This is a genomic window from Streptomyces sp. NPDC031379, from assembly GCF_055569615.1.
The window spans coordinates 52,436-71,478 of record NZ_JBVIIT010000035.1; the positions used below are offsets into that span (position 1 = coordinate 52,436).

The 19,043-nt window shown below is 71.2% G+C and carries 17 protein-coding genes; 15 read left to right on the plus strand and 2 right to left on the minus strand.

Annotated features, from left to right (window positions below):
* Positions 1 to 35: 35 nt before the first annotated feature.
* Positions 36 to 2,102 (minus strand): NAD(+) synthase, encoded by a 2,067-nt coding sequence (locus ACZ5CW_RS37060; protein WP_468609459.1) that lies wholly within the window; start codon positions 2,100 to 2,102, stop codon positions 36 to 38.
* 172 nt (positions 2,103 to 2,274) lie between these two features.
* Between ACZ5CW_RS37060 and ACZ5CW_RS37065 the strand changes: the two genes are divergently transcribed.
* From ACZ5CW_RS37065 to ACZ5CW_RS37135, 15 genes are all read left to right on the plus strand, one after another.
* On the plus strand, positions 2,275 to 2,682 hold the full coding sequence (locus tag ACZ5CW_RS37065; protein ID WP_468609461.1) for a hypothetical protein: 408 nt from the start codon (positions 2,275 to 2,277) through the stop codon (positions 2,680 to 2,682).
* 625 nt (positions 2,683 to 3,307) lie between these two features.
* Positions 3,308 to 4,567 carry a nucleotide disphospho-sugar-binding domain-containing protein gene (locus ACZ5CW_RS37070; protein ID WP_468609463.1) on the plus strand — a complete coding sequence of 420 codons (1,260 nt, stop codon included), beginning with the start codon at positions 3,308 to 3,310 and terminating at the stop codon, positions 4,565 to 4,567.
* Between the two features lie 6 nt (positions 4,568 to 4,573).
* Positions 4,574 to 5,173, plus strand: a complete 600-nt coding sequence (locus ACZ5CW_RS37075) for a dTDP-4-dehydrorhamnose 3,5-epimerase family protein (RefSeq protein WP_468609464.1) — start codon at positions 4,574 to 4,576, stop codon at positions 5,171 to 5,173.
* Positions 5,174 to 5,195: 22 nt separating this feature from the next.
* Positions 5,196 to 6,506 carry a lipopolysaccharide biosynthesis protein RfbH gene (gene rfbH / locus ACZ5CW_RS37080; protein ID WP_468609466.1) on the plus strand — a complete coding sequence of 437 codons (1,311 nt, stop codon included), beginning with the start codon at positions 5,196 to 5,198 and terminating at the stop codon, positions 6,504 to 6,506.
* Between the two features lie 60 nt (positions 6,507 to 6,566).
* Positions 6,567 to 8,003, plus strand: coding sequence for an NDP-hexose 2,3-dehydratase family protein (locus ACZ5CW_RS37085; protein ID WP_468609468.1), 1,437 nt, complete (start codon positions 6,567 to 6,569; stop codon positions 8,001 to 8,003).
* A complete protein-coding gene (locus ACZ5CW_RS37090; RefSeq protein WP_468609470.1) occupies positions 7,970 to 9,007 on the plus strand; it encodes a Gfo/Idh/MocA family protein in 1,038 nt (345 codons plus the stop codon). The genes ACZ5CW_RS37085 and ACZ5CW_RS37090 overlap by 34 nt, the downstream gene beginning before the upstream one ends.
* Positions 9,008 to 9,062: 55 nt before the next feature.
* Positions 9,063 to 10,652: an MFS transporter gene (locus ACZ5CW_RS37095; RefSeq protein ID WP_468609472.1), complete on the plus strand. Its 1,590-nt coding sequence runs from the start codon at positions 9,063 to 9,065 to the stop codon at positions 10,650 to 10,652.
* A 1-nt stretch (position 10,653) separates the two neighbouring features.
* A complete protein-coding gene (locus ACZ5CW_RS37100) occupies positions 10,654 to 12,447 on the plus strand; it encodes an FAD-binding oxidoreductase (RefSeq protein WP_468609474.1) in 1,794 nt (597 codons plus the stop codon).
* A 112-nt stretch (positions 12,448 to 12,559) separates the two neighbouring features.
* Positions 12,560 to 12,979 (plus strand): hypothetical protein, encoded by a 420-nt coding sequence (locus ACZ5CW_RS37105; RefSeq protein ID WP_468609476.1) that lies wholly within the window; start codon positions 12,560 to 12,562, stop codon positions 12,977 to 12,979.
* Positions 12,980 to 13,139: 160 nt separating this feature from the next.
* Positions 13,140 to 14,210 carry a glucose-1-phosphate thymidylyltransferase gene (locus ACZ5CW_RS37110; protein WP_468609478.1) on the plus strand — a complete coding sequence of 357 codons (1,071 nt, stop codon included), beginning with the start codon at positions 13,140 to 13,142 and terminating at the stop codon, positions 14,208 to 14,210.
* Positions 14,195 to 15,160, plus strand: a complete 966-nt coding sequence (rfbB, locus tag ACZ5CW_RS37115) for a dTDP-glucose 4,6-dehydratase (protein ID WP_468609480.1) — start codon at positions 14,195 to 14,197, stop codon at positions 15,158 to 15,160. The genes ACZ5CW_RS37110 and rfbB overlap by 16 nt, the downstream gene beginning before the upstream one ends.
* A complete protein-coding gene (locus ACZ5CW_RS37120; protein ID WP_468609482.1) occupies positions 15,136 to 15,642 on the plus strand; it encodes a flavin reductase family protein in 507 nt (168 codons plus the stop codon). The genes rfbB and ACZ5CW_RS37120 overlap by 25 nt, the downstream gene beginning before the upstream one ends.
* Positions 15,632 to 16,615, plus strand: a complete 984-nt coding sequence (locus ACZ5CW_RS37125) for an NAD-dependent epimerase/dehydratase family protein (protein ID WP_468609484.1) — start codon at positions 15,632 to 15,634, stop codon at positions 16,613 to 16,615. Before ACZ5CW_RS37120 ends, ACZ5CW_RS37125 begins: the two co-directional genes overlap by 11 nt.
* An 83-nt stretch (positions 16,616 to 16,698) precedes the next feature.
* Positions 16,699 to 17,109, plus strand: a complete 411-nt coding sequence (locus ACZ5CW_RS37130; RefSeq protein ID WP_468609486.1) for a hypothetical protein — start codon at positions 16,699 to 16,701, stop codon at positions 17,107 to 17,109.
* 210 nt (positions 17,110 to 17,319) lie between these two features.
* Entirely contained in the window at positions 17,320 to 17,901 is a 582-nt protein-coding gene (locus tag ACZ5CW_RS37135) for a hypothetical protein (RefSeq protein WP_468609488.1), read from the plus strand.
* A 196-nt stretch (positions 17,902 to 18,097) separates the two neighbouring features.
* Here ACZ5CW_RS37135 and ACZ5CW_RS37140 read toward each other — a convergent pair whose 3' ends face one another.
* A complete protein-coding gene (locus ACZ5CW_RS37140) occupies positions 18,098 to 18,961 on the minus strand; it encodes an LLM class flavin-dependent oxidoreductase (RefSeq protein WP_468609490.1) in 864 nt (287 codons plus the stop codon).
* Positions 18,962 to 19,043 lie beyond the last annotated feature (82 nt).

Below are 19,043 nucleotides of genomic sequence, written 5' to 3' on the forward strand. Positions count from 1 at the left end.
CGCGGCCGGCCCGTCGCCGAACTCTGCGACGGCGGTTAGCTTCCGGCGCCCGCGTCGTCCAGGTCGAACCGTTCGAGGTCACGCAGCCAGGCGTGGGCGTTGCCGTCGGACGGGGCCCGCCAGTCACCGCGCGGCGACAGCGAACCGCCGGCCGAGACCTTCGGTCCGTTCGGCATGGCCGAGCGCTTGAACTGCGAGAACGCGAAGAAGCGACGGCAGAACACCTCCAGCCAGTGCCGGATCTCCGCCAGGTCGTAGGCCACCCGCTTGGCCTTCGGGAAGCCCGGCGGCCAGGCGCCGGCGCCCTGGTCGTGCCAGGCGTGCCAGGCCAGGAAGGCGATCTTCGACGGCCGGAAGCCGTAGCGGAGCACCTGGTAGAGGGTGAAGTCGTGCAGCGCGTACGGCCCGATCTTGGACTCGGTGGACTGCATCTCCTCGCCCGGCACCAGTTCCGGGCTGATCTCCGTGTCCAGGATCGCGGCCAGGATCGCGCCGGTCTCCTCGTCGAACTGCCCGCTGCTGATGACCCAGCGGATCAGGTGCTGGATCAGCGTCTTCGGGACTCCGGAGTTGACGTTGTAGTGGCTCATCTGGTCGCCGACGCCGTACGTCGACCAGCCGAGCGCCAGCTCCGACAGGTCGCCGGTGCCGAGCACGATGCCGCCGCGCTGGTTGGCCAGCCGGAAGAGGTAGTCGGTGCGCAGGCCGGCCTGGACGTTCTCGAAGGTGATGTCGTACACCGGCTCGCCGGAGGCGAACGGGTGGCCGATCTCCTCGAGCATCAGCCGCGCCGTCGGTGTGATGTCCAGCTCGGCCGCGGTGACGCCGAGTGCGCGCATCAGCCGGTGGGCGTTGTCCTTGGTGTGGTCGCTGGTGGCGAAGCCGGGCAGGGTGAAGGCCAGGATGTCGCTGCGCGGGCGGCCGGCGCGGTCCATCGCCCGGGCGGCGACGATCAGCGCGTGCGTGGAGTCCAGGCCGCCGGACACCCCGATGACCACCTTCGGGCCGCCGATCGCCGCCAGCCGCTGCTGCAGCCCGGCGACCTGGATGTTGTAGGCCTCGTAGCAGTCCAGGGCGAGCCGGTCGGGGTCGGCGGGCACGAACGGGAGGCGTTCGACGTGGCGGCGCAGCCCGAGGTCGGTGACGGGCGGGTCCAGCTCGAAGGAGACGGTCCGGAAGTCCCCGGTGCGGGCGGTGTGGGTACGGCGGTTCTCGCCGAACGTGCCCATCCGCTGCCGCTCCTGCCGCAGCAGGTCGAGGTCCACGTCGGCCACCGCGTACTGCTCGTCGAGCGGGAAGCGGTCGGTCTCGGCCAGCAGGACCCCGTTCTCGTAGATCATGGTCTGGCCGTCCCAGGACAGGTCGGTGGTCGACTCGCCGAGACCGGCCGCCGCGTAGACGTACGCGGCCAGGCAGCGTGAGGACGCCGAGCGGCACAGCAGCCGCCGGTCCTCGGCGCGGCCGACCGTGATCGGACTGCCCGAGAGGTTGAGGAGGACGGTCGCGCCGGCCAGGGCCGCCTCGGCGCTCGGCGGCACCGGGACCCACATGTCCTCGCAGACCTCCGCGTGCAGCACGAGGCCGGGGACGTCCGTCGCCTCGAACAGCAGGTCCACGCCGAACGGCACCGTCGCGTCGCCGATCCGGATCGTCCCGCCGCGCTCGGTGTCGCCGCCGGCGATCTGCCGGCGCTCGTAGAACTCACGGTAGTTCGGCGGGTACGACTTGGGCACGACGCCGAGGACGCGGCCGCGGTGCACGATCACCGCGCAGTTGTAGATCTGCTGGCGGTGGCGCAGCGGGGCGCCGACGACCAGCACGGGCAGCAGGTCGGCGGAGCCGGCCACCACGTCGGCGAGCGCCGCCTCGACATCGTCGAGCAGCGCGTCCTGCAGCAGCAGGTCGTCGATCGCGTAGCCGGACAGGCACAGCTCGGGGAAGACGGCGACGGCGACGCCCTCGTCCGCGCACCGGCGCCCGTGGCGCAGGACCGCCTCGGCGTTGGCACGCGGGTCGGCGATGACGGTGTGGCCCGTGCACGCGGCGACGCGCGCGAAGCCGTGCTGATAGACCGACCAGAAGTTCAACGGGGCTTCCCTCATGACTCCACGACTCCACGACTCCACGACTCGCACAGAAGAAGCGGATCTCCTGCGGACAGCAGCCTAGATCCCCGCACCCGCCGCCCTCGGCCAGGTGGCGGGTGCGGGTACTCGGGTGGAACTGAGTAGGTGCGCTCTGGTCGGTGTCCGGGCCGGCCGGAACGCTGGGACCATGCGCCACGAACTGAGAAGACCCGCCCTGCAGTTGCTGTCGCTCCTCGCCTCCGCCGCCGTCGCGTCGGCCGCGTGGGCCGCCTGGCTGGGCTGGGACCAGCAGCGCGACGTGCACCCCGACGGTTCGACGACCGGTCCGTACCAGGCGTGGCAGGTCGTCGGGCTGGTGCTGACCCTGCTGGCATCGGTGTGCTGGGTGGCGTCCCGGCGCCACTTCGCCGGCGCCGCGCTCGGCACCACGGCCGGCCTGACCCTCGCCGCCTACCTCGACTGGTCGGACGACTCCAGCGGCCTCTTCGTGATCGGCGTGGGCCTGGTCATGCTGGGAAGTCTCGTCGCGACCGCCACCGTCTGCTCCGTGGTCGCCGCCCTGGGCCGTGACCTGTCGTCCCGGACCACACGGTGAGAAATGCGGTTACGCTGGCACCCGGCATTTCTGGGCCGGCTGCAGGCGAAATTCTGTATTCCTGACGGCGTGAACAACCCTCGCGTACTGGATTTACTCCTTTTCGGGTCACGTGACCGGTCCATGAGTCGGCGACTTCGCCGACGGCCCGTCGCCGTCGTGTCCCTGGCCGCGGGCGAGCGCGTCCCAGGTCCGTCGGCGGGTCACGGCCGGCGCTGATCGGACAGCCGTCCGGCCGGGTATCAGCCCCCGTCGCCCGGGCCGGCCGGGCGGGCCGAGCGGGCCCGGCCGCCGTCGGGGCGCCCGCCGCCCGCCTCGCGACCAGCGGCTTCGTGCCGCTCCTGACCGGCGTCTTACATTCCCCTGACATTCAGAGAGACGACTGACACGAGCTTTGCGGAACCCTGCAAAAATCGATCTTGCGCGCTCGACCTGCGCCGAAGAGACTCATTATCAGAGTCCGGTGCTTTGTCTCGAGACCTCGTCGGGACACAAATCCGTGGACGCTTTTGAAAGGACCCGGAGATTTCACTCCCGGAGCCTTGCGTTCGTGTTCGAGAAGTGTTCCGGACAACACCTGGCCCCGTCTACCCACCGAACCACGGACGATGAGAAGGAACTCACCATGCGGGTTCTCATAGCGGTCGCACCGTTCACCGCCCATCTGTACCCCAGCGTTCCGCTGGCGTGGGCGCTGCAGAGCGCCGGGCACGAGGTGCGGCTGGCCAGCAACACGGCCATGGCCGAGCAGATCACCGCGGCCGGTCTCACCGCGGTCCGGCTCGGCGACGTGCCTGAGGGGCCGCCGAACCTCTCCCAGGAGGAGCTGGACCGCTTCACCGAGGCGCTCGGGTTCGAGCCCGATTCCGCGTTCGGCCGGCTCTGGGCGTCGACCCGCTTCTACGTGCTGCTGAACTGCCAGCGCTACTACCCGGACGCCGAGGGACGGCAGCCGCTCGCCGACAACCTGGTCGAGTTCGCCCGGGACTGGCGGCCGGACCTGGTGATCTGGGACCCGGCCAGTCCCATCGGATCGGTCGCGGCCCGTGAGTCCGGGGCCGCGTCCGCCCGGTTGATGTGGGGCCCCGACTACTTCGGCCTGCTCCAGAAGCAGCTGGCCGACCGTGCGGCGCGGGGCGAGGTGCGGACCAACCCGCTCGCCGAGACCCTGGCGCCGATCTTCGGGCGATTCGGCTACGAGTACTCCGAGGACATGCTGCTGGGCGACTTCACCGTGGACCCGATCCCCGGGCAGCTGCCCAGGCCGGAAGGGCATCTCACGCTGCCGATGCGCTGGGTGCCGTACACCGGCTCGGCCCCGGTGCCGGAGTGGCTGTCGCAGCCGCCGTCGCGGCCCCGGGTGTGCCTGTCGCTGGGCGTCACCGCGCGTTCGGTCTTCGCCGGCCAGGACGAGCGGATCGCCGCCGTGCTCGAGGCCGTGGCCGACATGGACGTCGAGGTGGTGGCCACGATCAACCCCAACCAGCTGGGGAAGGACACGCGCGTCCCCGACAACGTGCGGATCTTCGACTACCTCCCGCTCACCCAGGTGGTGCCGACCTGCTCGGCGGTCATCCACCACGGCGGCTACGGCACGGCCTTCGCCGCGGCCGCGCACCGGGTCCCCCAGATGACCGTGATGGAGGACGTGGGCAGCCCCATGTGCCTCACCCCGTACCTGGAGGACAGGGGCGCGGGCGTGACCCTGCGCACCGACAGTGTGACGGCGGACCAGGTGCGCAAGGAGCTTTCCCGGCTGCTGACCGAGCCCTCCTTCCAGGAGGGGGCCGCCGCCGTGTACGCGGACCTGACCGCGGCCCCCGGCCCCGGCGAGATCGTGCCGATCCTGGAGCGGACGGCCGCGCAGTTCCGCACCCGGGACTGACCGGACATGGACGTGGTCGAGACCCGGGTGCCCGGCGCGTTCGTGTTCACCCCGAAGCAGATCCGCGACGAGCGGGGTTCGTTCTTCGAAGCGCTCCGCTGCGACCAGGTCGAGGCGGTCACCGGGCAGCCGTTCCGGCCCGAACAGATCAACTACTCGGTGTCCCGGCGCAACACCCTCCGCGGCATCCACGGGGTGGCCGTACCGCCGGGGCAGGCCAAGTACGTCACCTGCGTGCGCGGGGCGCTCCGCGACATCGTCGTCGACCTGCGGGTGGGTTCACCCACGTTCGGCGCGCACCACTCGACCCTGCTGGACGCCGACTCCGGGCGGTGCGTGTACGTGCCGGAAGGGGTCGGCCACGGATTCCTGACGCTCACCGACGACGCCTGCATCTGCTACGTGGTCTCCACGCGGTACGTGCCGGGCACCCAGATCGACATCAACCCCCTCGACCCCGATCTGGCGCTTCCGTGGGGGTTCACCGAGCCGCCGCTGATGTCGGAGAAGGACGCGCAGGCGCAGGGGATGCGTGAGGCGCTCGCCGCAGGGCGGTTGGCGGACTGGCGGGGCGCCGTGCTGGAGAGCACCGACGGCAAGCACTGACTTGGAAATGGGGCAGGCAGACATGCAGGCAGAGCAGTCGAAGCAGCAGCTCTTGGAGATGGTCCGGAAGTATCACAGGGAGGCCCAGCAGGACGCCGGCTTCGTCCCCGGTGTCACGGAGATCTGGCCGTCCGGCGCGGTGCTGGACGAGGACGACCGTGCGGCGCTGGTCGAGGCCGCGCTGGACATGCGCATCGCCGCCGGGCCCAGCTCCCGACGGTTCGAGTCGCGGTTCGCCCGCAAGCTGCAGCGGCGCAAGGCGCACCTCACCAACTCCGGGTCCTCGGCCAACCTGCTCGCGCTGTCCGCCCTGACGTCCCCCGCGCTGGAGGACCGGCGGCTGCGACCGGGCGACGAGGTGATCACGGTGGCCGCGGCCTTCCCCACCACCGTCAATCCGATCCTGCAGAACGGTCTCGTGCCGGTCTTCGTGGATGTGGAGCTGGGCACCTACAACACCACGGCCGAGCGGGTCGCCGAAGCCATCGGGCCGCGCACCCGGGCGATCATGATCGCGCACACGCTGGGCAACCCGTTCCCCGCCGGGCAGATCGCCGAACTCGCCAAGGAACACGGCCTGTTCTTCGTCGAGGACAACTGCGACGCGGTCGGTTCGCTGTGCGACGGGCGCCTCACCGGCAGCTTCGGCGATCTGAGCACGGTGAGCTTCTATCCCGCGCACCACCTCGCCATGGGCGAGGGCGGCTGTGTGCTCACCTCGGACCTGAAGCTGGCCCGCATCGTGGAGTCGATGCGCGACTGGGGGCGGGACTGCTGGTGCGAGCCGGGCGAGAACGACAAGTGCCTCAAGCGGTTCTCGTACCAGATGGGCACGTTGCCGCCGGGGTACGACCACAAGTACGTCTTCTCCCACGTGGGCTACAACCTGAAGACGACCGACCTGCAGGGCGCCCTGGGCCTGTCCCAGCTCGCCAAGCTGGACGAGTTCTGTGACACGCGGCGGCGCAACTGGCAGCGGCTGCGCGACGGTCTGGACGGCACCCCCGGGCTGCTCCTGCCCGAGGCGACCCCCGGCACCGACCCCAGCTGGTTCGGGTTCGTCATCACCGTGGACCCGCAGGCCCGTTTCAGCCGGGGCGAGCTGACCGCGTTCCTCGAGGAGCGCAAGATCGGCACCCGGCTGCTCTTCGCCGGGAACCTGACCAGGCACCCGGCCTACCTCGACCAGCCGCACCGCGTGGTCGGGGAGCTGACCAACAGCGACATCATCACCGACCAGAGCTTCTGGGTCGGCGTCTATCCCGGGCTCACCGAAGAGATGCTCGATTACGTGATCGCCACGATCCAGGAGTTCGTGGCCGAGCGTGGATGAGCGTGCCGGCTCCGCGACACCACCCCGTCCACGCCCCTCACCCGGTTAGGGAGTCCTCCCATGTCCCAGAACGCCCTGCTGCGCCCCCGTGCCGACGTCGAGTTGCCCGGCAGACTGGCCGATTCGCTCATCACCACGCAGGGCGCGGTGTTGCGCACCGAGGATTTCTCCGGCTGGCTGGCCGGGCACCGGCGGGCGCACGCGTTCCGCGTGGACCGCATCCCCTTCGCCGAGCTGGACCGCTGGTCCTTCCACTCCGGCACCGGCAACCTGGTCCACGACAGCGGTCGCTTCTTCACGGTCGAGGGGTTGCACGTCGCCACCGAGGCCGGGCCGCACCGCGAGTGGTACCAGCCGATCATCAAGCAGGCCGAGGTGGGCATCCTCGGGATCCTGGTGAAGGAGTTCGACGGGGTCCTGCACTGCCTCATGCAGGCCAAGATGGAGCCGGGCAACCCCAACCTGCTGCAGCTGTCCCCGACGGTGCAGGCCACCCGGAGCAACTACACCCGGGTGCACAAGGGTGCGCCGGTGCGGTACCTGGACTACTTCGTGCAGCCGGGACGCGGCCGGGTCCTCGCCGACGTGCTGCAGTCGGAGCACGGCGCGTGGTTCCACCGCAAGAGCAACCGGAACATGATCGTCGAGGTCGACGACGACATCGAGCTGCACGACGACTTCTGCTGGCTCACCCTGGGGCAGATCGGCGAGCTGCTGCACCTGGACAACGTGGTCAACATGGACGCCAGAACCGTGCTGGCCTGCGCCCCGATCGGAGCCGTGGACCCCGATCGGGCGCGCGACCCGTTCGTGGCCGCGCTGGCCCGGTCCCGGCAGGCCGGGGCGTTGCACTCCGACGTCGAGCTGCTGTCGTGGTTCACGGAAGAGCGCGCGCGGCAGAACGTGCGAGCGGAACGGGTGCCGCTGGCCGGACTGCCCGGATGGGTCAAGGGCACGGACGCGATAGACCGGCCCGACGGCCGGTTCTTCCGGGTGGTGGCGCTGTCGGTGGAGGCCGGCAGCCGAGAGGTGAGCCGGTGGACCCAGCCGCTGATCGAGCCGACGGCGCTGGGCATCACGGCCTTCGTCACCCGGCGGATCGACGGGGTGCTGCACGTGCTCATGCGGGCCAGGGCGGAGGCCGGTTTCCTGGACGCGCTGGAGCTGGGGCCCACCGTGCAGTGCGTGCCGGGCAACCATGACGACCTGCCGCCCGAGGACCGTCCCGCCTTCCTCGACCTGGCGCTCTCCGCCGACCCGTCGATCGTGCGGTACGAGGCGGTGCACTCCGAGGAGGGCGGCCGCTTCCTGAACGCCGAGAGCCGCTACATGGTGCTGGAGCCCGCGGAGGACCAGGTTCCGCTGGATCCGCCGCCCGGGTTCGTCTGGGTCACCGTGGGCCAGCTGACCTCCCTGGTCAGCCACAGCAACTACGTCAACGTGCAGGCCCGCAGCCTGCTGGCGTGCCTGAACGGGATGCTTGCGGGGGCGCGGTGAGCGGGCGCGGCACGGCGCCGGTGCGGATCGGCGTGCTCGGCTGTGCCGACATCGCGCTGCGCCGGATGCTGCCGGCGGTGGCCGCCCGCCCCGGTGTCGAGCTGGCGGCGATCGCCAGCCGGGACCCGGCCAGGGCGGAGGAGCAGGCCCGCAGGTACGGCTGCCACGCCGCGTCCGGTTATGCCGAGTTGCTGGACCGCGACGACGTGGACGCGGTGTACGTGCCGCTGCCGACGGGGCTGCACGCCGAGTGGGTGGAGGCGGCGCTGCGGGCGGGCAAGCACGTGCTGGCGGAGAAGCCGCTCACCATGGACGCGGCACGGACCGAGCGGCTGCTCGACGAGGCCGCCGCGCGGGGCCTGGTGCTGATGGAGAACGTGATGTTCGTGCACCACGCGCAGCACGCCGAGGTGCGGCGTCTGCTGGCCGCGGGCGCCATCGGCGAACCGCGGTCCCTGCACGCCACGTTCGCCGTCCCCGCGCTGCCCGACGACAACATCCGCTACCGGCCCGAGCTGGGCGGCGGCGCCCTGTGGGACGTGGGCGTCTACCCGGTCCGGGCGGCCCTCCACCTGCTCGGGGCCGAACTGCGGGTGGCCGGCGCGGTGCTGACGGCGGGTTCCGGCCGTCAGGTGGAGACCTCGGGGGCCGCCTTGCTGGTGACCCCGTCCGGGGTGACCGCGCAGCTCACCTTCGGTCTCGAGCACGCCTACCTGTCGACGTACGAGGTGCGTGGCAGCGAGGGCCACATCACCGTGGACCGGGCCTTCACCCCTCCCGCGGACCATGTCCCGGTGCTGCGGTTGGCGCGCGGGTCCGGGGTGGAGGAGTTGCGGCTCTCCCCGGACGACCAGGTCGGCAACACCGTGGACGCGTTCGCGCAGGCGGTACGGACCGGTGCCCACCACGACCCCGACTGCCTCCGGCAGGCGCGGCTGCTGGCGGAGGTACGCGCCGCGGCCGGCGGGGCACGGCGGGAAGATCAGGCCTTGACCTCAACCTGACTTGAGCTTCTAGGGTTCCGTTGTACGGCGTTCACTGACAACTCGAGGAGATCCGTTGAGTACCGACGTAGGTCAGGCGGCAGCACCGCGGGCGACCCGGAAAGAGTGGTTAGGTCTCGCGGTCCTCGCGCTTCCCACCATGCTCATTGCCATGGACCTGACAGTCCTGCATCTGGCACTGCCCACTCTCACCGCCGACCTACGGCCCGGCAACACCGAGTTGCTGTGGATCGTGGACATCTACGGGTTCCTCATCGCCGGCTTCCTCATCCCCATGGGTGCGATCGGGGACAGGATCGGCCGCCGGCGCCTGCTGCTGATCGGCGCGGTCGCGTTCGGAGTCGCCTCCGTCCTCTCGGCGTTCGCGGTCAACGCGACGATGCTCATCGCCGCCCGGGCGCTGCTCGGCATCGCCGGCTCCACCCTGATGCCCTCCACCCTTTCCCTGATCCGGGTCATGTTCCAGGACCCCAAGCAGCAGGGTGCCGCCATCGGGGCCTGGACCGGCTTCTTCGGACTCGGCACGGTGATCGGCCCGCTGATCGGCGGCACCTTCCTCGAGTTCTTCTGGTGGGGCTCGGTCTTCCTGCTCGGCGTCCCGATCATGCTGCTGCTGATCGTGTTCGGCCCGATCGTGCTGCCGGAGTACCGGGACGAGTCGGTCGCCCGCCCGGACTTCATCAGCGCGATCATGTCCATCCTCGGAATCCTCGGCCTGATCTTCGGCCTCAAGCGGATCGCCGCGGACGGCCTGGAAGCCGAGTCGGTCATCGCCATCGTCGTCGGCCTGGTGCTGGCGGTGCTCTTCGTCGCGCGCCAGCGCCGGATCGAGCAGCCGCTGGTCGATCTCTCGCTGTTCGGCAAGAACCTGTTCGGCACGGCCCTTGTCATGCTCGTGCTGTCCACGCTGCTCTCCGCCGCCTCGCAGTTCTTCGTCATGCAGTACCTGCAGCTGGTCCGCGGGCTGGAGCCGGTTCAGGCCGGCCTCTGGTCGCTGCCCACCACCATCATGATCATGATCGGTGCCATGGGAGCCCCCGCCTTCGCGAGCCGCATGAAGCTGAGCACGCTGCTCACCGGCGGCCTGCTGGTCTCCGCGGTCGGCATGGTGGTGCTGGCCCAGGTCGGCGGTCGCGACGACCTGTGGATCGCGGTGCTGGGCGCGGCCGTCACCGGTCTCGGGCTCGGCCCGATGGTCTCGCTGGGCACCGCGCTGATCGTGGGAGCCGCTCCGCCCGAGCGGGCCGGCGCCGCGTCCGCGATGGCCTCGACCGGTACCGAACTCGGCAGCGCCCTGGGCGTCGCGGTGATCGGCAGCGTCGGCTTCGCGGTGTACCGGGCGAACCTGGACGACACGCTCCCCGAGGGACTGCCCGCCTCCGCCGGCGACACGGCCAAGGACACCCTCGCCGCCGCGGTGGACGTCGCCCACAAGCTGCCGGCCGCCGAAGGCGCCCAGCTGCTGGCGGCGGCCCGTGACGCGTTCGTGGAAGGCCTGCAGACGACCGCGATCGTCGGTGCGGTGCTCTCCGTACTGCTGGCCGTAGGGGCCGCGACCCTGCTGCGCAACGCCCGGATGCCCGGCCCTCCGCCGATGGCGGAGGCCGACGACGCGGCGCAGTCCTTCGAGAAGGTGGAAAACTGACATGCTCGACGCAAACTCCGCGGCCGACGCGGTCCGGATACCCGTGGGTGTGTGGACCGGCCGCGTGCACCACGACGCCCAGGCCGACCCGGCCGAACCCCCCTTCACCATCTCGTTCGCACCCGACGGCACCGTCGCGCTGCGCACCCCCGTCAGCGTGGGCACCGGCGTCTGGAGCGCAGGGCAGCCCGGCCGGTTCTCCTACGAGCTGACCGAGACGTACACCCCGGCCGCCGACCAGCCGGGCCGTGTGCAGATCCATGTCGAGGCGCACCTCGAGGGGACCGGATACCGCGGGACCGGCACCGCCGAGGTCTACACCGCCGACGGCGAGCTGGAACACACCACCACCCTGGCCGAGTTCGTCGGCGACCACGTCGCCGACGAGCCTGCGGCCTGGCACGACGTGGTGAGCCTGGGCGCGTCGATCCGCGGCCGCACGCTCTACCCCGGTGACGAAGGCTTCGAGGACACCACCTCCGGCTGGCTGCTGACGGTCCGGCACCGGCCCGCGGCCGTCGTGGTCGCCGCCGACGCCGACGACGTGGCCGCCGCCGTGCGGTTCGCGGCGGAGACGGGACGCCCGCTCGCCGTGCAGTCGACCGGGCACGGCAAGTCGGTGCCCGCGGACGGAGCCGTGTTCATCGCCACCACGGAGCTGCGCGAGCTGTCGGTGGACCCGGGAGCGGGCACCGCCAGGATCGGCGCCGGGCTGCGGTGGGGCGAGGTGGTCACGGCAGCGGCCGAGCACGGCCTCGCGCCGCTGTGCGGCTCCTCCGAGCTGGTCGGCGTGATGGGCTACCTGACCGGCGGCGGTCTCCCGCTGACCGGCCGCACCTACGGTTTCGCCGCCGACCACGTCCGCTCCCTCGACATCGTCACCGCCGACGGCCGGCTCCGCACCGTCTCGCCCACCCAGGAGCCCGACCTGTTCTGGGCGGTTCGGGGCGGCAAGAGCAACTTCGGTGTCGTGGTCGCGGCCGAGGTCGAACTGCTGCCGCTGCGTACCGTCTACGGCGGCAAGATCTGGTACCCGGTCGAGGACGCCGGGCACGCCGCCCGGATGATCGGCACCTACCTGGCCTGGACCAAGGAGCAGCCGGAGGAGATGTCGTCCACGGTGACGCTCCTGCGCTTCCCCGACGCGCCGCAGCTGCCCGACGAGTTCCGCGGCCGCTCGCACGTGCAGTTCCGCGTGGTCTACACGGGGGACGCGGAGGAGGGCGCGCGGCTGGTGGCCCCCCTGCGCGCCTTCAACCCGACGAAGGACACCTGCGGCGTCATCCCGTACACGGAGATCACCGAGATCTACGACGACCCCAAGTTCCCGATCACGGCGCACCTGCGCAGTGCGTTGTTGCAGGAACTGGACGACGAGGCCGTGCAGGTGCTGGCCTCGTTCATCGACCCGTCGGTGCCCGGGACCCCGCCGTTCCCCAGCCTCGAGATACGCCACCTGGGCGGGGCACTGAACCGGCCGCCCCGCCACCCGCACCCGGTCAGCACCCAGGGCGCGGCCTTCCACCTGTGGATGCGGACGGCGGCCCCGGCCGAGCTGGCCGACGCGGCCCGCGAGGCCGCCGAGGCGGAGCTGGAGCAGCTCAGGCCGTGGGACACCGGCGCCATGCTTCCGGGGTTCCTGTTCGACCACGACGCGACTCCCGAAGGGGTCGGGCGGGCCTACACCGAGGCGGACCACCGGCGGCTGGCCGAGCTGAAGGCGAAGTACGACCCGAACCAGGTTTTCCGCATCAACCACAACATCGCGCCGTCCACCGACGGTGAGCGAGCCTGATCGTGAACGCCGCAGGCGTCTTGGCCGGGGACCGACACGTCGTCCTCGGCCCAGACGCCTGCGGCGATGACCGAGGTCACCGAACGCGCCGGCCGCCCACCGCGCCCGGCATGTGACCCGCCTGCCCGAGAAGGGCCATGTGACCTGCCTGCCCGAGAAGGGCCAGGCCGGCATCCGGCACGACGGTCCCGACCCGCCGGTGGCGGCCTTCGTCGAGCCGCCGGACACCGCTGTCGCGAAGGACGGCCGATCCGGCTCTTCGGATCCTGAACCCACGCCGGCGGCGTCGAGGACGCCGACCGGGCGCCGCCCACCGGCCCGGCCCCCAGGGCCGAAGTCCGCGGGGCAGCCGATACGGCGATACGCCGTGCCACGCCAGGACCACACCCTCGAGGACACCGGGACCGCCCTCGGCATGCGCGGCACCGGCAGCCCCACGCCCCTCCGGGACGACGTGCCCGTGCCCGGGCACCGGGCCTGCCGGTACGAGGACACGACGCGCGGGGCGGCGAGCGCGGCCCGGAACCGCTGAGGATCCCGGTGGACGGACGGTCCGGACCCGACCCCTGTCATCGAAGAACAACCAGCGACGAGACAGTGGTGATCCCGGCGACCTTCGGCCCGATCCGGCCGGCGGTGCGACGCGTGCGACTCGGCTGGACGTCAGCCGAGGAAAGCGAAAGGGGAGATGAGTGAAGGCTTTGGTCCTCGCCGGAGGCGCGGGAACCCGCCTACGGCCGATCACGCACACCTCGGCCAAGCAACTGGTGCCGGTGGCGAACAAACCCGTGCTCTTCTACGGACTGGAGGCGATCGCCGAGGCCGGGATCACCGACGTCGGCATCGTGGTGGGCGACACCGCGCAGGAGATCCAGCGCGCCGTCGGCGACGGATCGGCCTTCGGCCTGAACGTCACCTACCTGCCGCAGACGGCCCCGCTCGGCCTGGCGCACGCGGTGCTGATCGCCCGTGAGTACCTGGGCGACGACGACTTCGTCATGTACCTCGGGGACAACTTCCTGATCGGCGGCATCTCCGAACTGGTGGAGCGGTTCCGCAAGGAGCGCCCCGCCGCCCAGATCATGCTGACCAAGGTCGCCGACCCGCGTCCGTTCGGTGTGGCGGAGCTGGACCCCGACGGGCGGCTGATCGGGCTCGAGGAGAAGCCCGAGAAGCCCAAGAGCGATCTGGCGCTGGTCGGGGTCTATCTGTTCACCGCCGCCGTGCACCCGATCGTGGCGGACCTGACCCCCTCGGACCGGGGCGAGCTGGAGATCACCCACGCCATCTCCGGGCTGATCGACGCCGGCCACCCGGTGGCGGCGACGATCACCGAGGGCTACTGGAAGGACACCGGCAACGTCGACGACATGCTCGAGGTGAACCGCCTCATCCTGGAAGGCATGGAACCCGAGCGGGCCGGCGTGGTGCGTGACTCGGAGCTGATCGGCCGGGTGACGGTGGCGCCCGGCGCCGTCGTGCGCGGCTCGCGCATCGTGGGCCCGGCCATCATCGGGCCCGGCGCCGTGGTGGAGGACTCCTACGTGGGTCCGTTCACCTCGGTCGCGGAGGACTGCCAGATCATCGACAGCGAGCTGGAGTACTCCGTCGTCCTGCGGGGAGCCGCGATCCGCGGAGTGCGGCGCATCGAGGCATCCCTCATCGGCCACGAGGTGGAGGTGACGCCGGCGCCGAGGACGCCGCAGGCGCACCGTCTGGTCCTCGGCGATCACAGCAAGGTGCAGATATGCGCGTACTCGTAACCGGCGGCGCGGGCTTCATCGGTTCGGCCTACGTCCGGGAACTGCTCGCCGGTGCCTACCCGGCCTGGCAGGGCGCCCAGGTGACCGTGCTCGACCTGCTCACCTACGCGGGCAACCTCGAGAACCTGGCACCGGTGGACGGCCGGTTCACCTTCGTCCACGGCGACATCGGCGACCCCGCTCTGCTGGAGCGGGTGGTGCCGGGGCACGACGTGGTGGTGAACTTCGCGGCCGAGTCCCACGTGGACCGCTCGATCGAGGGGGCCTCCGACTTCGTGCGCACCAACGTGCTCGGCGTGCAGAGGCTCTTCGACGCCTGCCTGGAGGCCAAGGTCGGGCGCGTCGTCCACGTCTCCACCGACGAGGTGTACGGCTCCATCGAGTCCGGTTCCTGGGACGAGACCGCGCCCCTCGCGCCGAACTCGCCGTACGCCGCCTCGAAGGCCAGCGGAGACCTGCTTGCCCGCGCCTACCACGTCACCCACGGGCTGCCCGTGGTCATCACCCGGTGCGGCAACAACTACGGGCCCTACCAGTACCCGGAGAAGGTCATCCCGCTCTTCGTGACCCGGCTGCTCACCGGGGGCACGGTGCCGCTCTACGGCGACGGCGGGAACGTACGGGACTGGATCCACGTCACCGACCACTGCCGGGGCATCCAGGTCGCGGCCGAGCACGGTGCCGTCGGCGAGGTGTACCACATAGCGGGCACCCGCGAGCTGACCAACGTCGAGCTGACGGACCGCCTCCTGGCCGCCTGCGGGGTGGGCTGGGACAGGGTGGAGAGGGTGCCGGACCGCCTCGGCCACGATCGCCGGTACTCCCTTGTCGACGCGAAACTGCGGGCACTGGGCTATGCGCCCCAGGTCTCGTTCGAGGAAGGGCTCGCCGACACCGTCCGCTGGTACGCCGACCATGCCACCTGGTGGCAGGAGACGGGACCGTGCTGACCCAGCGCGGTTTCCGCGACGTACTCGGACGTTTCGGCACCGGAGTGGTGCTGGTGACCGCGGACGCGGAGGGCGGGCCGGCGGGCATGGCGGTGAACTCCTTCACCTCCGTCTCGCTGGACCCCCCTCTGATCGCGTTGTGCGCGGCGCTGACCTCGACCACGTGGCCCGCCATCCGGGCGACGGGCGGGTTCGCCATCACGATCCTCAGTGACGCCCAGGAAGAGATCTGCCGGACCTTCTCGGCACGCGGCGCCGACCGGTTCGCCGGACTGGAGTGGGTGCGCACCCGGGCGGGGCGGCCCGTGCCGGCGGACGGTCTCGGCTGGCTGGACTGCCGGATCAGGACCGTCCAGACCGAGGGGGACCATGAACTGGTGATCGCCGAGGCGGTGGACTGGTCCATGGGAGCGGACGCGAGTCCGCTGATATTCCATTCCGGCCGCTACGCCAGCCTGAGGGAGCGATCACGTGCCGAATGACGTAGCCGACGGCGGTACGGGGACCACACCGGTGACCGGTGGCCGGTCCGGTGACCCGCGACCGGTCGTCGCGGTCCTGGGGGCCACCGGTTCCGTCGGCAGGCAGGTGGCTTCGGCCTTCGAGACGACGGGCTACCGGGTCCTCGCGGTTGCCAGAAGGCGTCCGCCGACGGCCGACGGGCGCGCATTCACCGAGTTGGACCTGTCGGCGGCATCGAGTCCGGAGATCGCCGAGATCCTGACGACGGCCGGCGCCCGGCTGGTGGTGAACGCCACCGGAGGCTGGCTCGCGTCGACGGAGGAGAACCAGCGCGCTCATGTCGAACTCGTCGAGCGCCTGCTGTCCGCCGCCGCCCTGATGCCCGCGCCACCGCGGTTCGTGCAGATCGGTTCCATCCACGAATACGGTCCGGTGCCGCACGGCACGGCGATCGACGAGTCGTACGAGCCGAAACCACAGACCCCCTACGGTCTGTCGAAGCTGGCCGGCTCGAACGCCGTGCTGCGGGCGACCCGGGAGGGCCGCGTGCAGGGTGTCGTGCTGCGCGCGGTGAACGTCTTCGGGCCGGGTGTGGCGGCGGGCAGTTTCCTCGGCTCGGTGGTGGGCCGGCTCCGCGAACTGCCTGCCGGTGACCGGCTGCAGCTCAAGGTGGGCAGGTCCGAGCGGGATTTCGTCGACGTACGGGATCTGGCCGACGCGGTCGTCCGGGCGGCGGAGTCCTCGCCGCCCGGCCGCACCGTCAACATCGGGCGGGGCGAGGCCCTCGACATGCGCCGGATGCTCGAGCAACTCGTCGTCGAGGCCGGGCTGGACCCCGGGGTGCTCGAGCTGACCAGCGGCTCGGTGCGCTCGAACGGAGGCGACTGGACACAGGCCGACGTCCGGCTCGCCCACCGCCTCCTGGGCTGGGCGCCGAAGATCTCCGTCCGGCAGTCGCTGCGGGACATGTGGGAGGCCGGCGCCGCACGCTGACCCTCCGGCCCCTCGACCGGCGCGGCCTGTGAGGTGGGCGGGCCGGGGAACCATGAGGGGCGTGCCCGATGTCATGTCATGTCGTGGTCACAGCAGAGCAGAGATCCCACTCCTGCCTCCCCTGGGCGGGCTCCGTACTGTTCGGAGCCGCCATGGGCTGCGCCGCCTGGTCGCTGACCGTCTGGGCGCGTGCCTACTGCGACGCGGGCTACGACGCCGGCGGACGCTTCGAACTCAGCTTCCTGCTCCCCGTGGTCGTGGGAGCCGAAGCGCTCGTCGGGTTCGTGGCGCTGGCCGTCGGCCGCCGCGCGGCGCTCCGCGCGCCGGCACCGGTCCGCGTCTGGCTGCCGACGCTGCTGGTGGTCGCTACGACAGCAGGACTGGCGTGCTGGTTCTTCGCGACCCGGGGGACCCTGGACGGCTATCCCGGCGACTCCGGCCGCTGCCCCACGAGCAACGTCCCACCACAGTGGCCCGACTGGCTCCCCGCCTGACCGGCACTGCTGCAGAACCCTCAGAGGCCCATCCGCGATGCTGCGGATGGGCCTCTGTCCTGTTTTCGGGGTGTTTACGAGGCTGCCGAGGCGCCGCCCCGATCACGCTTGCGTGGCGATTGAACCTTCATCCATTTCCGGCCTTGACTCGAAAACGACCTTAGGTGAGCCTTGCCTAAATCTTTGTTGTGAACGTCGTAGGAGTCGTCCGTGTCCACGCTGTCCCCGGAGTCGCCCGTGTCCTCCCAGGCGGCTCCCACCCATCGGCTGGGGCTGTACGACACCTGGTGGACGGTCGGGGCCGCCGCATTCGCCGCCTGCCTGGCGCTCTCGGCCTGCGCGTGGATATCCGTGCACATGCGTGTGGACGCCACCCTCCACACGGTGGCGCTCTTCGCCCACTTGGCCGCACTCGTGCTCGGCTTCGGAGCCGTCCTGGTGGCCGACTATCACGCGCTCCTGTGCCTGACCGGCCGGTGCACCCTGCGCGAAGCCCTCGACAGCACGAGCCGCCTCCATGCCCCCATCTGGACCGGCCTCGTCGGCCTCGTGGCCAGCGGCGTGATGCTCCACCCGAACCTCGGCTCCACCGCCACCTGCATCAAGCTGGGCCTGGTGCTCACCCTCACCCTCAACGGTCTGCAGGCCGGCCTCCTGAACAGGCGCATGACGCGGCAGGCCGCCGCCGCCCCCACGCCGCGCCTCCTGGCCTGGGGGGCCGCGACCGCTCTCGTGTCCCAAGTCTGCTGGTGGGGCGCCGTGATCATCGGATTCCGAAACAGCCAGCGCTGAGGTCCGCGCAGTCTCCATGCCGGGTCGAGGTCCCACCCGGCGTCGAGAACGCCGTAAAGGGGCGGGTCATCCACGATCGGTGCCGGCGGTCACGCGTTTCCGCACGATCTGCATGATCGGCGTGATGTGGTTCCCTCCCCGCGCGGCCACGATTCCGCAGGGGGACACCGTGCCCGGCACCACCTCGAACGGCTGATCAGACCATCGGCGGTCCCGCCTCGACGCGGCGCAGCACCGCGGGGAGGCGGTCCAGGTCGGGGCCGGTCTGGACCTGCCGTTCGTCCCACCAGGTGGCACCGGCGTCGTACAGGGGGCCGATCACGTCCCTGGCCTTCGCCGCGTCCGGGGGCGTGGCACCGCCGAGCACCAGCTCGAAGGGGCGCTCGGCCCCGTCCGGACGGTGCTCGCGCACATAGCCGACCAGCTCGCGCACCTCCGCCACGTCCGGCACATGACCATGCCGGGCCGTCTCGAAGAGCGGCACCGCGCCGTCCCACCGCGCTGCCCGCCGCATGGGCGCACGGCGCGGCCAGAACCCGCCGATCCACACCGGCGGGCCGGGCCGTTGCACGGTGGCGGGCAGCAGCGTCACATCCCGGACCTGGTAGTGCCGGCCATCGTGGTTCACCGGTTCGCCGGACCAGAAGCGGCCCAACAGCTCCAGTCCCTCGTCCAGCCGCTCGGCGAGGAGACGTGGCTCGGCGGCGTCACCGAAGCTGCGGTATTCGTCCTCGACCGGGCCGCCCAGGCCGGCGGCGAAGATCACCCGGCCGCCGCTGAGGTGGTCCAGGGTGGCCACCTGGCGGGCCAGTTGCTGCGGACGGTAACGGGGAACCGGCGTCAGCAGGGTGCCCAGCCGGATCCGGGAGGTGGCCAGCGCGGCGGCGGTCAGCAGCATCCAGGGGTCTCCGAAGGGACGCCCTTGGTGCTGCCGGTGCAGTACGTGGTCCCAGACGAAGAGCCCGTCCCAGCCGGCCTCTTCGGCGGCAGCCGCAACGGTCGCGACATTACGGGGGTCGGCGAAGTCACCGAAGTTCGGGATGTTGACGGAGAAGCGCATCCGAGCAGGATGCGCAGCCGGCGACGAGGCGGCAACCGGATTCGGACGCAGGCGGCTTCAAGGTCGGCCGCGGGCCGTGTCC

Bases quoted from the DNA above. Each gene is read 5' to 3' on its own strand.
- rfbB (WP_468609480.1), top strand. From the start codon at position 14,195: ATGCGCGTACTCGTAACCGGCGGCGCGGGCTTCATCGGTTCGGCCTAC.
- ACZ5CW_RS37075 (WP_468609464.1), top strand. From the start codon at position 4,574: ATGGACGTGGTCGAGACCCGGGTGCCCGGCGCGTTCGTGTTCACCCCG.
- ACZ5CW_RS37085 (WP_468609468.1), top strand. From the start codon at position 6,567: ATGTCCCAGAACGCCCTGCTGCGCCCCCGTGCCGACGTCGAGTTGCCC.
- ACZ5CW_RS37140 (WP_468609490.1), bottom strand. From the start codon at position 18,961: ATGCGCTTCTCCGTCAACATCCCGAACTTCGGTGACTTCGCCGACCCC.
- ACZ5CW_RS37065 (WP_468609461.1), top strand. From the start codon at position 2,275: ATGCGCCACGAACTGAGAAGACCCGCCCTGCAGTTGCTGTCGCTCCTC.
- ACZ5CW_RS37100 (WP_468609474.1), top strand. From the start codon at position 10,654: ATGCTCGACGCAAACTCCGCGGCCGACGCGGTCCGGATACCCGTGGGT.
- ACZ5CW_RS37070 (WP_468609463.1), top strand. From the start codon at position 3,308: ATGCGGGTTCTCATAGCGGTCGCACCGTTCACCGCCCATCTGTACCCC.
- ACZ5CW_RS37060 (WP_468609459.1), bottom strand. From the start codon at position 2,102: ATGAGGGAAGCCCCGTTGAACTTCTGGTCGGTCTATCAGCACGGCTTC.
- rfbH (WP_468609466.1), top strand. From the start codon at position 5,196: ATGCAGGCAGAGCAGTCGAAGCAGCAGCTCTTGGAGATGGTCCGGAAG.